The organism is Cytobacillus firmus, from assembly GCF_023612095.1.
GTDB lineage: Bacteria > Bacillota > Bacilli > Bacillales > Cytobacillaceae > Cytobacillus.
The window spans coordinates 617,824-631,782 of sequence record NZ_CP086235.1; the positions used below are offsets into that span (position 1 = coordinate 617,824).

Below are 13,959 nucleotides of genomic sequence, written 5' to 3' on the forward strand. Positions count from 1 at the left end.
GTGTGGTAAATGAAAACAATCGCAGTTATCCAAGCCCGCATGGGATCATCCCGTCTGCCGGGAAAAATATTAAAGCCTTTAGGCAAGCATGATGTTCTCACCTATGTTGTAGAACGATGCAAAAAAATGAAGGGCATAAGCGAGGTAATTGTCGCGACTTCAACTCTCCCACTGGATGATCAAGTTGAAGCCTGGTGTAAAACAAAGGATGTTTCTTTCTATAGGGGATCTGAGGAAGATGTTCTTGACCGATATGTACAAGCATCGAAACCTTATGAGCCAGACTGCGTGATACGTGTGACGGCAGATTGTCCTTTTGTAGACTATGAGCTTGCTACTGAAATGGTTAAAACTATGAGCCAGGAATCTGCCGATTTTATGAGTATTACTGGCAAGCTGCCAAGAGGGTTAGCCGTGGAGTTATTTTCCTATAAATCACTCCAGTATATCAATGAGCATGGCTTAGAACATCGCCATCGCGAGCATGTGACTTATTATGCGTATGAGCATAAAGATGAGTTCTCCTGGACGTCTGTTGCTGCTGGCGATGCCATTCAAGAACCTGAGTTGCGGATTACGCTGGATACAGAGGAAGACTATGAACTATGTAAAATAATTGCAGATCACTTCAATGGGGATCTTTTTGTGCCGGCATACGAAGTTGTTCGTTTTTTGAAAGGCAACCCTGAAATTGCAAAAATTAATGCACATATTGAACAGAAGCCTGTTGTGTAAAAGAAACAGAAAAGTGTTGTGCTGAAGTTACACACTTAGGGAGATTGTATGTTGAGAATAATTTTTAGAGCGGACGCATCCATTGATATTGGAACAGGTCATATCATGCGCTGTCTAACCTTGGCACACTATTTAAAGGAACAGGGAGCCAGGATCGCATTTATATGTTCAGAAACAAGCGGAAATCTCATTGAGTATATCAGGACAGAAGGATATGAGGTTTATTCAATACCAGAAAGTGCTGATTTTCAAGAGGATGCAAATCACACGATTAATCAATTAAAGACTCAGACAGCTGATTTAATTGTCGTTGATCATTATTATATTGATTCTCGATGGGAAGCTATGGTGAGAGAATCCTTTAGGGATATGAAAATAATGGTCATTGACGATTTAGCTAATCGAACACATGACTGTGACTTGTTGTTGGATCAGAATTTCTTTAAGGAGTACAAAATCAGGTATGATGAATGGGTGCCTGTAAATTGCAGAAAATTGCTTGGTCCTGAATACCTGCTGCTGCGTCCTGAATTTTATCAAGCACAGCAATCTGTAAGCAAGCGTCAGCCTATTAAAGATATCCTCGTATTTTATGGAGGATCAGATCCAACAAATGAAACGACAAAAGCGTTAGAAGCACTTGAATCTATAGATATAGCGAATCGAAATATCCATGTTGTGGTGGGTGTATCTAATCCTCATAAACAGTACATAGAAGCAAAATGTAAAGAGAAAAAGTATTTCTTTTACATACAAATCAATTATCTCGCTCAATTGATGAAGAATGCCGACCTCTCGTTAGGAGCTGGCGGAGTGACAATGTGGGAACGATGCTTTCTGGGGTTACCATCGATTGTAACTATTGTTGCAGATAACCAGAGGGAATCAACAGAAGCAGCTGAAGAATTCGGTGCTGTTTGGAACTTGGGATGGCATGAGGGTGTAAAAGCTGTGAATATTGCCGATATATTGGTTAGAGCAATTGATTATTCTGAAGAACTGCAGAATATGTCGTATAAAGCGCGGCAGTTAATGCAATCTGAGCTGAAACATAAGACTCACCCAGTTGTAGAAGCAATCTTGGAGGTTTTACAATAATGACAGAAACAATAAATATTGCAGGACGATACATTGGGGAGAAGCATAAGCCATTTATCATCGCCGAAATGTCTGGAAACCATAACCAATCTTTAGAAAAGGCTCTTCAAATTGTCGAGGCTGCTGCAAAAGCTGGAGTAGATGCATTGAAACTGCAAACCTATACAGCTGACACAATGACTTTAGATATCAATGAAGGTGAGTTTTTCATCGATCATCCTGACAGTCTTTGGAAGGGGCAATCCCTTTATAATCTCTATCAAGAGGCATACACGCCATGGGAGTGGCATGAACCGATTTTCAAGCGGTGCCGTGAATTGGGAATGATTCCGTTCAGCTCTCCATTTGACGAAACGGCTGTCGATTTTTTAGAAAAATTAGATGTGCCCTGCTACAAAATTGCATCGTTTGAAAATACAGATATCCCGTTAATTGAAAAGGCTGCTTCAACAGGAAAGCCGCTAATCATCTCAACGGGTATGGCAACAGCAGCTGAATTGGATGAAACCATTAGAGCTGCAAGAAATGCTGGCTGTGAGGATATCATTCTTTTAAAATGTACAAGCACATATCCTGCTTCACCGGAAAACTCTAATCTGTTGACCCTTCCTCATATGAAGGAGCTATTCCAATGCCAGGTCGGATTATCTGACCATACGATGGGGACAGGTGTAGGAGTGGCAAGTGTGGTGTTAGGGGCAACGGTGATTGAAAAGCATTTTACAACATCTCGAGCAGAAGGCGGAACAGACGCAGCTTTTTCGATGGAACCTGAAGAGATGAAAGCTCTTGTTGTAGAAACAGAGAGAGCATGGAAGAGCTTGGGGAAAATCAGCTACGGTCCTACGAAGGCTGAGGTTCCTTCGATGAAGGATCGGCGCTCTTTATATGTTACCCAGGATTTAAAAGCCGGTGACATATTAACGAAAGAAAATATTAGAGCGATCCGCCCGGGATATGGATTACCGCCAAAGCACTTAAAGAGTGTCTTGGGTAAAGCAGTTACAGCAGATGTGAAAAAAGGAACTCCTTTATCGTGGGATATATTATAAGGTGGAATGGAAATGAACATGAACATATTACTTACAGGCGGCGCGGGTTTTATTGGCCGTTCAGTTGCAAAAAGACTTCTTGCAGATGGAAATAAAGTGTGGATTTTAGATGATCTGTCAAATGGAAGAGAAGAAAATATTGAAGAATTCAAAGTGGATTTGCAGGATTTTATTGTAGGAGATATTAAAAATGAAGGATTGCTAGAAGACCTTTTTAGTAAAATAAAGTTTGATATTTGCTACCACTTAGGGGCTTCCATAAACGTACAAGATTCAATCGATGATCCAAGAACAACGTTCAATAACGACACACTAGGTACTTTTTATATTCTTGAACAATGCCGCAAGCACAATGTAAAAGTGGTATTTATGAGCACTTGTATGGTTTATGACCGTTGCATGGATGAGAAAGGAATTACAGAGGAACATCCTATTAAACCTGCTTCTCCTTATGCAGGATCAAAAATTGCTGCCGAGAATATGGTTTTATCTTATTATCATGCGTATGGTCTGCCAACTGTGGTCATTCGCCCTTTTAATACATATGGTCCTTATCAGAAAACTGGCGGTGAAGGCGGCGTCGTGGCTATCTTCATTAAGAAGAAGCTTGCTGGTGAGATCCTGAGTATTTATGGTGAGGGAACTCAAACAAGAGATCTTCTTTATGTGGATGATTGTGCAGACTTCGTCGTGCAATCAGGGTATTCTGACAACGTTAATGGTGAAATTGTCAATGCCGGATTAGGAAGCGACATTTCTGTAAATGATCTTGCTTTAATGATTGCAAGAGATTCATCACGTATTGAGCATGTTGAACATATTCATCCTCAGAGTGAAATTCAGAAACTTTTATGTAACTACGACAAGGCGAAAGAGCTTATCGGCTGGGAGCCAAGGATCAGTCTTGAAGAAGGAATAAGAAGAACTGAAGATTGGATTAAAACGAGTCACCTCATCTAGCAGGTGACTTTTTTGGAGGGAACGGAATGACTCTAGCTATTCTTGGCGGAAAGCCTGTCAGGGACACATATTTGTCTTATGGACAGCAATGGATTGACAGTGATGATATCCAGTCTGTAATAGACACATTAACGAGTCCATTTATTACTCAAGGACCTAGGATTGAAGAATTTGAAAAGAAAGTGGCTCAATATTCGGGAGCCAAATATGCAGTTGCCTTTGCAAATGGTACTGCTGCTCTTCACGGAGCCTGTTTTGCTGCAGGAATAGGCAATGGAGATGAAGTCATTACGACTCCTATTACTTTTGCAGCCAGTTCCAATTGTGTTCTTTATTGCGGTGGCCGGCCTGTTTTTGCCGATATTGATGAAGAAACCTACAATATAGATCCAAGTAAGATTGAGGATGTCATAACAGAAAAAACGAAAGCCATTATACCTGTGGACTTTACCGGTCAGCCAGTCGAAATGGAGGCCATTCGAAGGATTGCTGATAAACATGATCTAGTAATAATTGAAGATGCCGCCCATTCTATTGGTGCCACATTTAAGGGGCGCAGGGTAGGAACTCTTGCAGACATGACCATGTTCAGCTTCCACCCTGTGAAGCATATTACAACTGCTGAAGGCGGTATGATTGTTACAGATTCTGAAGAATACGCTGAGAAACTCCGCTTGTTTCGCTCTCATGGAATAACAAATCAAAATCTAACAAAAGATGAAGGTCCCTGGTATTACGAAATGGCTGAGCTTGGTTACAACTATCGAATGACCGATCTGCAAGCCGCACTTGGGGTTGCACAATTAAAGAAATTAGATCATTTTATTGCAAATAGAAGACAGATTGTTGATCGGTATAATCAAGCTTTTGCATCCTTACCGGGAGTAAGAACACCTTTTCAGCATGTACAAACTCAATCAAGCTGGCATTTGTATATGCTTTCGCTAAATTTGGAACAGTTAAATGTCGGGAGAAGAGAAATATTTGAAGCACTGCGGGCTGAGAATATAGGAGTCCATGTTCATTATATTCCTGTGTATTTGCACCCATACTATCAGAAGCTTGGGTATGAAAAAGGTTTATGTCCAGCAGCTGAGAAATGGTATGAATCTGCTCTAACCCTCCCTTTATATCCGAAGATGTCAGACGAAGACATTAAGTCTGTAATAAAGGGTGTTGAAAAGGTGATAGGTCATTATTTAATTTGATAATCATTTCTCCTTGAAAACATATTCAGGGAGATTTTTTAATTCTGACCATAAGTTTATTAACAATAAAAGAGATTCGCCGATATAAAATCTAGGATTATATCAGGGAGTTGTTCACAATGGAAATCAAAACTGTTTCGCCTTCATCAGCTTCAGCAAAACCAATCGTTGCAGACAGGACAGCAGGAGAAAAATCCAAGATAATAGAACAACAACACGAAGAGCAGCAGATGGATGTGAAAAAGGAAAAAGACGAAAAAAAGGTATTAACTAAGGAAGAAGCAGAACATGTAGTTAACGGCATGAATGAATTTCTAAAACCCCAATTTACATCGCTTCAGTTTAAGATTCATGACGAGACTGAGCGTTATTATGTAGAAGTCGTGGATCAGGATAGCAAGAAGGTAATTAGAGAGATTCCTGCAAAACAGCTGTTAGATATGTATGCAAAAATGACTGATTTTTTAGGATTGTTTATTGATAAGAAGTTTTAGAAAGGAGAGACAGATTTGGATTCTATTCGATTTTCAGGCTTAGCCAGCGGACTTGATACACAGTCAATAGTGGATTCAATGATGAGAGCCGAACGCATGCCGCTGGACCGTATGAAACAAAAACAGCAGGTTGTTGAGTGGCAGCGTGATAAATACAGGGATATGAATAAACTCCTTAAGGAATTTGATACGTTTATTTTTGATGGGATTTTTCGTCAATCCAATATGCTCAAAAAGACAGTAACAAGCTCCAATACTGACTTTGTTACAGCAACTGCCAGTTCAGATGCGGGGCAAGTTTCATATAAGATCGAGAATGTTACTCTTGCAACCTCTGCCAGACGGGAAAGTACAGCTGGAATTAGTGCTGCATCTTCTACAAAACTTGACTCATCAAAAAGTTTATGGTCACAGCGTGATAAATTAGCAAATTCCGCTGATATTGGATGGGAGCAGGAGGCAAAAAATCAAACTTTTACAGCTCCTAAAGGCGGCGCAAGCCAGTATCAATTGGCGACTGGAGCAGTGTCAGGGTTACCTGCAGCTATTGATGTGAAAAAGGCTGACGGAACAGCCGCTAGCAGCTTTCAGGTGGTGGAAGGAGCTATTCCAGCCCCGGCTGATCGTGCTTCAGATAAAGTTTATATTGACAGTAATACAGGCTTAATGGCGTTTGGCACCTCATTAGAGGAAGGTCAAAAGTTTGATATATCATATGAACATAATTATATCGAGTTTAATATTAAAACTTTAAATGAAGACGGAACTGCTAATGTTAGGGCGAACGATTTTAAGTATAGCGGTACAACTTCGCTTAATACTATATTTAGTGAAATTAATAAATCCAATGTTGGCATTAATATGTTTTATGACAGCGGCTCTGATAAAGTAGTGGCTCAGCGGCAGGCTACCGGGAATATGTCAGCAGGTCCGGAAATGCTATTTCTCAATAGTAAGACAAGCACAAGTACTGCAAGTGAGCATTCCTTTTTCACCAGCGTTTTAAAGATTGATGATGCAAGTGAAACTGACGGTACAGATGCACAGTACACTATTAATGGACTGCAAACGTCTAGAAAATCAAATACATTTACCATGAATGATGTAACTTTTACATTGAAGAAGAGCTCTGGTGCTGAATCAGCAACAGCAACAGTAAATGTAAATTCCGATACAGAAGCGATATTTGATACTGTAAAGAAATTTATTGAAAAATATAATGAAATGATCGGTAAAATTAACGGCGAATTGACAGCGGAGCGTTATGGTTCCTTTATGCCTTTAACGGATGAGCAGAGACAAGCGATGGGTGAAAAGGAAATTGAGCAATGGGAAGAAAAAGCAAAAAGCGGGCTTCTGAGACGTGATTTCCTGTTGTCTGGCGGACTTACAAAGATGAGAACAGATTTGTATACCGAAATAAAAGTAAATGCTGTAACAAGGGCAGATAGTGATTATAATCAGCTGGCGGAAATTGGAATCAAGTCTACTAAAGATTATCTTGAGCGAGGTAAGCTTGAGATTGATGAAACCAAATTAAAAGCAGCCATTGAAAATAATCCAGAAGCTGTTTACCAGTTATTCATGGCAGATGGACCTACCTATCAGGAAAAAGGGCTTGCCCGAAGATTACGTTCTACGGTCGATGAAACTTTAAAGAAAATAGAAGAAAAGGCAGGAAACACTTTTAAAACAGAACACAATTATTCAATGGGTAAAGACATCCTGCGAATGAAGAGCAGCATAGAGAGCTTTGAAGAGAGACTTAAGATGAGAGAACAGCGCTATTGGGATCAATTCAATGCGATGGAAAAAGCGATGCAGCAGATGAACAATCAATCCTCTCAGCTAATGGCCCAATTAGGATCTATGATGCAATCCGGTTAACTCGTCCGATTTTTCTTTGTGAGACTTAAGATTATTTTATCAAGAGGGTGAGTAGACATTGAGTTTAAACATGCCGCATCAAGCTTATAAGCAAAATTCGGTAAATACAGCCACACCAGGAGAGTTGACACTGCTTCTTTATAATGGTTGCTTAAAGTTCATGAAGCTAGCTAAAATTGCGATTCAAGAGAATAACATTGAGCAGCGCAATATAAATTTAATCAAAGCTCAAAATGTTGTTCAAGAACTTATGCTGACTTTGAATATGGATGTTGAAATATCAAAGAGTATGATGCAAATGTACGACTATATTTTTCAAAGACTAATTGAAGCTAATACTAAAAATAGCATCGAAATTATTGATGAAGTCGAAGGTTATGTTTTGGAGTTTCGCAACACGTGGAAAGAAGTTATTCAATTGGCCAAGAAACCACAATATGCAGAAAGCGGAAAAGCGTAGTGGAAGAACTCATTTTGTTTATTAAAAAGACAAAAGAGCTGCAAAATCACCTGGAAAAAGAACTCCCTGTGGATGAGAGAGAAGTATATATCCAAGAATTAAACCAGTTACTGGAGGAAAGGCATAAACTTCTTAATCAGCTTCCGGATCTTTCTTCTAAGGTAGAAAATGAAGTGAAATTAGAATTAATGACGATGGAAGAAAAGTTAAAACCGCTTTTAAATCACAAGCTTAATGTAATTAAAATGGAAATCAGGACCTTACAGCTGAAAAAAGTTAAGAATAACCAATATGAAAACCCTTATGGCAACATCACCGCAGACGGAATGTATCTGGACAGGAAGAAATAAAGTGTGATGAGGTGGTCTCGTGGATATAGCTTTATTATCTATGGTGCTAAAACAAGGTCAGTTTCAGCAGCAAGCCTCCATATCAATCTTAAAAACAGCTATGGAGCAGGCAGAGGTTAATGCAGAGTCGATAACTAGCATGTTATCCGGAGGGGAAGTACAGGCCCTCCAGCAAGCAGCCCAGCCCCATTTGGGCGGACATATTGATTTAAAAGGATGAGCAGTGAAATAAGCTGCTCGTTTTTTTATTACTTCACGAATTCGACAAATTTTCTCAATCTTTTTACCAGTTTCAGCAGGAGTTTTTAGGGGTAAAATAGAAATATAAATATATAGTCTTAATATACTTTTAAGACTAGGCATTCTTTTACAGACGCTTAGATTTTAGTTAGCGTTCTGAGGAAGTCGCCATTGTATAATGAGAAGGAGGAGTTCACGTATGAATTACAACATTCGTGGTGAAAACATTGAGGTAACTCCAGCAATTAGAGAGTACGTAGAGAAGAAAATTGCGAAGTTAGAAAGGTATTTTACTGAAACTCCTGATGCAAATGTACATGTAAACTTAAAAACGTATAACAATAACCGTTCTAAAGTGGAAGTAACGATTCCGATGCCGAACCTGGTTCTCCGAGCAGAGGAAGATCATGATGATATGTATGCAGCGATTGATCTGATTACCGATAAATTGGAGCGTCAAATCCGCAAACATAAAACAAAAGTGAACCGTAAATTCCGCGAGAAGGGCAATCTGACTGCTGTGTTTGCAGCGTTGGAAAATGAGGCAGAGCCACCTGAACTGGATGAGGAGGATAACGATCTTGAAGTTGTCCGCCAAAAGAGCTTCGACTTGAAGCCAATGGACAGTGAAGAGGCGATCCTGCAAATGAACATGCTGGGCCACAGCTTCTACGTTTTCACAAATGCAGAGTCTAACTTAACGAATGTCGTGTACAAGCGTAAAGATGGCCGCTATGGTCTGATTGAAGCGCAATAATAATACGTGAAAACCCCGCTGTGTGAGGCGGGGTTTTCGTTTTGTGCGGGTTCGCAGTTGGGCTATTTGCAGGAATGGGCCTGCTATTTGCAAATTTGCCGTTCTATTTGCAGATATCAAGCTCTATTTGCGAGAATCGCTCTACTATTTGCAGGTTTTCCGGGTCTATTTGCATCGTTCACATCTTCACCTAAAACGACACTGCCAAAACCCCGTCTAAACCGTAAACTTCTCCAATTCCCTCTCCATCACATCAGTCATTTCCTTCAGCTGCTCCACTTTCACCATAACCTGCTCAAACGCGCGAAGCTGCTCTTCGGTAGAAGCGGAGATTTCCTCAGTCCCGGCAGCTGTTTCCTCGGTTACCGCCGAAATGTTTTCCACAGCGCTTATAACCTGCTGACTCATCTCACTGGAGCTCTTCATATCTTCAACTAGTTTTTCCAAATGGCTGTGAATGCCGGAAACATGTTCAGAAATGGATTCAAAGACCTGTTCCGTCTCGCTCATCGACTGGGATTGCTCTTTTGAAAGGGCATGTCCCTGCTCAGTGGCATTGTAAATATTGCTGATTCCATTTTGAATATTGCTGACCATTGAGGCGATCAGATCGGTTGCTTTGGAAGAAGAATCGGCGAGTTTCCGTACTTCTTCTGCCACAACCGCAAATCCTTTACCTGCTTCACCGGCACGGGCTGCTTCAATTGCTGCATTTAATGCCAGCAGATTGGTTTGATCCGCAATATCTTTCACCGTGTTAGCTGCCCCTTCAATTTCCTTGGTGAACTGGGCAAATTCACTGACTGAATTTCTAATATGGTTAGACGAACTTGAGATCTCGTCCGCAAGTTTCATTTGTTTTTCTAGAGACACTCTGCCATGGTGAACTGATTCCAATGCCTGTGTGCTTTGCACAGCACTTTCGGCACTCGACTGATGGACAGCTGAAAATTGCTCACCCATCACGCTCATTAACTCGGCAGTTGCCTGAACGTCTTCAGAAATGGCCTGGCTGCCTCTCGCCAATTCGTCGGTTGAAACGGCCACCTGGCTGCTGCTTTCATTTAAGCTGTGCATATAGGAAGCCACATCCCCGGCAAATCCTTTTACATTCTGGCTGACCTCTTCTATGGATTGCACGGTTCCTTTTAGGTTCAACACCATTTTTGAGAAGGCTTCCGTTAGTTTATCCACTTCATAGCGGCTATTCTCTTTAAAGATGAGCTGTGATAAATCTGCTGTTAAATCGCCCTCTGAAATTTTCTCTGCTTTTTCCACAATCGCATTGATTGGCTTTGTAATTCCTCGGGCAGCCATCCATGAGAAGACAGCTGATAAAAGAATAAGCAACGCGCTTCCTATGAGGGAAGAATTCGTGATAAAGGCGATTTTCTGGCTGGTTTCCTGAAGAATGCCTTCATACCATTCATTTGTGCGCTTCTTTAAAAGGTGCATATCATTTAATATGCCGGAAATCCGTATGCTCTGGCGCTTGATTTCCGCTTTGTTTCCCTTGTTGAAGGCTTCAGTTGAAACTTTCGATAGCTCTGCATACTTTCCTTCAATGCTGCCGATGATTTTCTTATGCTCGGGTACTGTGGCAACCGAAGAGAGGGAAGCCAGGTTTTCCTGGACCTCTGTCATCATGGTGAGTGCTTGGTCCTTGTTGGCGTCACTTGAATTGTATGTGTAATTGGCAAGCGACTGGCTTGTCACCACCAGGCTTTGCTCCAGGTCCTTCACTTTCAGCAGAAGTTCCACATCATCTTTAGCGGAGCTTTGTATGTTCAGTGTTTGGTATATGATAAAGCCAATCATGCTGACCGAGAGTGCGAGCGGGATCAGCGTGACAATAATGAGGCGTTTTCGTAATGTCATTTTGGAACTCCTTTATTCAGCTTTTACTGTGATTTTTCCAGCGATTATGTCTTCGGTTGCTTTTTTTAATGCAGCTTTCTGTTCCTCTGTTAAGGAAATTACGCGAATCTCAGAAAGGCCGACACCGTTTTCTGCCAGTCCCCATTCATATGAGGAAGCTTCGATTTTTCCGTTTTCCGTCAATTCCTTAGCCAGGTTAAATACAGCAATGTCAATGTTTTTGACCATAGATGTGGCAACGGCTTTTTCTGCAACAAAATACTGATCGGAATCGACACCGCCTGCAAGCACGCCTTTTTCTTCGGCTTTTTTCAGTGCGCCAAAACCGGTGAATCCGGCAGCAGGGTAGATAAAGTCGGCACCTGCAGCAATTTGTTTGTCAGCAATTTTCCCGCCGAGAGCGGCGTTTCCAAAATCTCCGGCATATTCACTTAATACTTCTATTTTCGGATTGAAATGCTTTGCTCCTTGCACAAATCCATTTTCAAAATGGTGGATGACGGGGACATCAACGCCGCCGATAAATCCCAGTTTGCCTGTTTTGCTTGTCATGGCAGCGAGCATTCCGACAAGGAAGCTGCCTTCATGCTCCTTAAACGTAAGTGAGACCACATTATCAAGCTCGGAAACAGCATCAATCAGCAAAAATTGCTTGTCAGGATATTTTTCCGCCGTTTTTTCAAGTGCTTCCTGTGCTGTGAAACCCAGTCCGATGATCAGGTCATGATCTTCTTTGACCAGCTCTTCAAGCGGCTTTTCAAAATTCCCGTCAGGCGCTTCTTTGTAATCAAACAGAATGCCCAGCTCATCACGGGCTTTTTCCAGGCCACGGAATGCAGAGTCGTTAAAAGACTCATCTCCAAGTCCAGTGTCCGATAAGAGAATGCCAATTTTATATTCTTTATGTTGGTTTGTGCTTTGTTCAGAGGCAGAGCAGGCTGCCAAAAGTAAACTGAACATCAGCAGGAAGAGTAATAGTTTTTTCAAGATAGACCTCCATGTTATTATATTTCGCCTTACATAATATCGGCAGAAAGGAGGATGTTTTAAGTCTGAAGTCAGACCTCACGATGAAAAGTTGGCAAAATAAAAAAGCCTGCATTTGCACAGGCCTCAATATCATTCCTCCAGAACTTTATATTTTTCCTTCAAAGACTCCGGAGCCATCTTCACCATTTGCTGAAGGACAAACGATGTAATCACAATATCATCCGTAAAGCCGAAGATCGACAGAAAGTCAGGAACAAGATCGAGCGGCAGAATGATATAAAGAAGGCCGGCCGCTACAGGGAAGAGCTTTTTACCGGCCGATACCTCCCGTGATAGAAAATATTCTTTCAGAAAGGGCAGGAACTTCCAAAATTTAAATACAAATTTGATGCGTTTGAGAAACTTCATTAGGTTCACCTTTTTCTAGTTCATTCGCTGAATGGAAGCTGCCACCTGAACGCGCGGCGGGTTTTTCACTTCAAGTGTGGCAGCTGATAGATAGCTTGTTTCAAGTATGCTTCAAAACGTAAATAGAATTAGCCACTTTTGCAAAGTGTTCAATTAGGTATGAATCTCCTCTTTTTATAATTTAAATAGGTTAAGAGGGGATCGTTTACACTCGTTTTTTCCTCCTTAGGACTGGTTATCGAATAATCGTAATTTTATCCAGATCAGCGCTTTTGACGCCTTCGTTAAAAATTAGCCTTGTTTTGAATTGAAAAATCCGGTCAGGTGCAGAGCAGAGAATGTCTTCAGGCAGCTGGAAGTTAAAGTCCATTTTGTTGGTTTCTTCTGATTCAATGACTTTGGTGGACAGAATGGTCGCTGTCCCGATCACTTCCTCCTTCTCATTCTCAGGCGATGTCATGACCAGATCACACTCAATCCGCTTAATTTGCTGTTCAATCGTTCCTCCTTCAATCAGGAAGATTCCGCTCACATTTTCCCCTGGCGTATATTGAAGCTTTGGCAGCTGCAGATCAATTTTTGCAGAGCCTATTCCAAGCATTGACATGTATTTTCGTAAAATCAACAAAGATCTCTCCTCTAATTTTATAGGGGGAGCTGCTCGCTCACACCACAATTTTGATGTTTCTTACTTTACGTGGAAAACACGATAAAGTTTCAAGAATTTTTCTCTCTACCTATTCCTCCATTTTATAAAGTAAAACGTGTCGCGGTGCGGGCTCGTATATAAAAAGGGCCTTTACCGCGGTGGTAAAGGCCCATAAATAAAGACCTCTACCAAATTGGTAAAGGTCTTGCTAACAATTGTTAAAATTGCCAACAAAGCCGAGAGCGTGTGCTCCGTAATGACGACTCTGCTGTAAAAGCTACTCCCCTTTAGGAGAAACTATTTAATTTATAGCTATATCATAGTGGATTCTTAAGCCGCTGTCAATCATTTTTATGCCTGATGAGCCTTCAGATGGCGTTCGTCAAGTCTTTCTTCAATCTTCTCCAGCTTTAATTTATCCCGCAGCAGCTCTTCTTTATTGCGTTTAATTAGTTCATCCAGTGAGTATCTGATTTTCTTTTTCATCTTCCATTCCTCCATGTACAGTTTTTTGGGCAGAGGGACCAGAAACGCTGCATCTATGTTAATATATGAACACCCAAAAGGGATCAGGAATCAGGGAGGGGGAGTCCCTGATTCCTTAAATCTGAAAATTTAAATAATTTTTTATTTCTTTAATCATAGTCCTAAAGACCCTTTTTGCCAATGGGATTGTCCTCAAATGTCGAAATTCCTGCCTGTGATGCGTTTTTTTAGCTCTAAAAGGAGTATAAGGCGGCTGAAATCCTGTATTCCTGAGAGGTTGTTAAAAGTCAGGAATTTGGCTTGTACT

The 13,959-nt window shown here is 41.0% G+C and carries 16 protein-coding genes; 11 read left to right on the plus strand and 5 right to left on the minus strand.

Translation table 11 applies throughout. The annotated features are described in order from the left end of the window. The first annotated feature begins 9 nt into the window (after positions 1-9). The 11 genes from LLY41_RS03065 to hpf all read left to right on the plus strand — a co-directional run bounded on the left by LLY41_RS03065 (position 10) and on the right by hpf (position 9,241). A complete protein-coding gene (locus LLY41_RS03065) occupies positions 10-735 on the plus strand; it encodes a cytidylyltransferase domain-containing protein (protein WP_304586919.1) in 726 nt (241 codons plus the stop codon). A 48-nt stretch (positions 736-783) separates the two neighbouring features. Beyond that, complete coding sequence (pseG, locus tag LLY41_RS03070; protein WP_304586920.1) at positions 784-1,833, plus strand: UDP-2,4-diacetamido-2,4,6-trideoxy-beta-L-altropyranose hydrolase; 1,050 nt, start codon at positions 784-786, stop codon at positions 1,831-1,833. Next, positions 1,833-2,885, plus strand: coding sequence for a pseudaminic acid synthase (gene pseI, locus LLY41_RS03075; protein ID WP_304586921.1), 1,053 nt, complete (start codon positions 1,833-1,835; stop codon positions 2,883-2,885). The genes pseG and pseI overlap by 1 nt, the downstream gene beginning before the upstream one ends. 18 nt (positions 2,886-2,903) lie before the next feature. After that, positions 2,904-3,845 carry a GDP-mannose 4,6-dehydratase gene (locus tag LLY41_RS03080; RefSeq protein WP_304588005.1) on the plus strand — a complete coding sequence of 314 codons (942 nt, stop codon included), beginning with the start codon at positions 2,904-2,906 and terminating at the stop codon, positions 3,843-3,845. A gap of 26 nt (positions 3,846-3,871) precedes the next feature. After that, positions 3,872-5,053 carry a UDP-4-amino-4,6-dideoxy-N-acetyl-beta-L-altrosamine transaminase gene (pseC, locus tag LLY41_RS03085; protein WP_304586922.1) on the plus strand — a complete coding sequence of 394 codons (1,182 nt, stop codon included), beginning with the start codon at positions 3,872-3,874 and terminating at the stop codon, positions 5,051-5,053. Between the two features lie 119 nt (positions 5,054-5,172). Next, positions 5,173-5,547, plus strand: a complete 375-nt coding sequence (gene flaG, locus LLY41_RS03090) for a flagellar protein FlaG (protein ID WP_304586923.1) — start codon at positions 5,173-5,175, stop codon at positions 5,545-5,547. 15 nt (positions 5,548-5,562) lie between these two features. Further along, positions 5,563-7,434, plus strand: coding sequence for a flagellar filament capping protein FliD (fliD, locus tag LLY41_RS03095; protein WP_304586924.1), 1,872 nt, complete (start codon positions 5,563-5,565; stop codon positions 7,432-7,434). 58 nt (positions 7,435-7,492) lie between these two features. Beyond that, positions 7,493-7,894, plus strand: a complete 402-nt coding sequence (gene fliS / locus LLY41_RS03100; protein WP_304586925.1) for a flagellar export chaperone FliS — start codon at positions 7,493-7,495, stop codon at positions 7,892-7,894. Further along, entirely contained in the window at positions 7,894-8,244 is a 351-nt protein-coding gene (locus LLY41_RS03105; RefSeq protein WP_304586926.1) for a flagellar protein FliT, read from the plus strand. The genes fliS and LLY41_RS03105 overlap by 1 nt, the downstream gene beginning before the upstream one ends. Before the next feature lie 19 nt (positions 8,245-8,263). Beyond that, positions 8,264-8,464: a YjfB family protein gene (locus LLY41_RS03110; RefSeq protein WP_304586927.1), complete on the plus strand. Its 201-nt coding sequence runs from the start codon at positions 8,264-8,266 to the stop codon at positions 8,462-8,464. A 219-nt stretch (positions 8,465-8,683) separates the two neighbouring features. Then, positions 8,684-9,241 carry a ribosome hibernation-promoting factor, HPF/YfiA family gene (gene hpf, locus LLY41_RS03115; RefSeq protein WP_048009852.1) on the plus strand — a complete coding sequence of 186 codons (558 nt, stop codon included), beginning with the start codon at positions 8,684-8,686 and terminating at the stop codon, positions 9,239-9,241. 216 nt (positions 9,242-9,457) lie between these two features. Here the strand turns inward: hpf and LLY41_RS03120 are convergent, their stop codons facing one another. The 5 genes from LLY41_RS03120 to LLY41_RS03140 all read right to left on the minus strand — a co-directional run bounded on the left by LLY41_RS03120 (position 9,458) and on the right by LLY41_RS03140 (position 13,652). Next, the gene (locus LLY41_RS03120) at positions 9,458-11,119 is read right to left on the minus strand and encodes a methyl-accepting chemotaxis protein (RefSeq protein WP_304586928.1); all 1,662 of its coding nucleotides are present in this window, start codon (positions 11,117-11,119) and stop codon (positions 9,458-9,460) included. A 12-nt stretch (positions 11,120-11,131) separates the two neighbouring features. Next, positions 11,132-12,106 (minus strand): BMP family lipoprotein, encoded by a 975-nt coding sequence (locus LLY41_RS03125; RefSeq protein WP_304586929.1) that lies wholly within the window; start codon positions 12,104-12,106, stop codon positions 11,132-11,134. Between the two features lie 132 nt (positions 12,107-12,238). Further along, a complete protein-coding gene (locus LLY41_RS03130) occupies positions 12,239-12,517 on the minus strand; it encodes a YkvA family protein (protein WP_304586930.1) in 279 nt (92 codons plus the stop codon). A gap of 235 nt (positions 12,518-12,752) precedes the next feature. Beyond that, positions 12,753-13,142 carry a sporulation protein gene (locus LLY41_RS03135; RefSeq protein WP_304586931.1) on the minus strand — a complete coding sequence of 130 codons (390 nt, stop codon included), beginning with the start codon at positions 13,140-13,142 and terminating at the stop codon, positions 12,753-12,755. A 375-nt stretch (positions 13,143-13,517) separates the two neighbouring features. Continuing rightward, the gene (locus tag LLY41_RS03140) at positions 13,518-13,652 is read right to left on the minus strand and encodes an FbpB family small basic protein (protein WP_139325604.1); all 135 of its coding nucleotides are present in this window, start codon (positions 13,650-13,652) and stop codon (positions 13,518-13,520) included. Positions 13,653-13,959 lie beyond the last annotated feature (307 nt).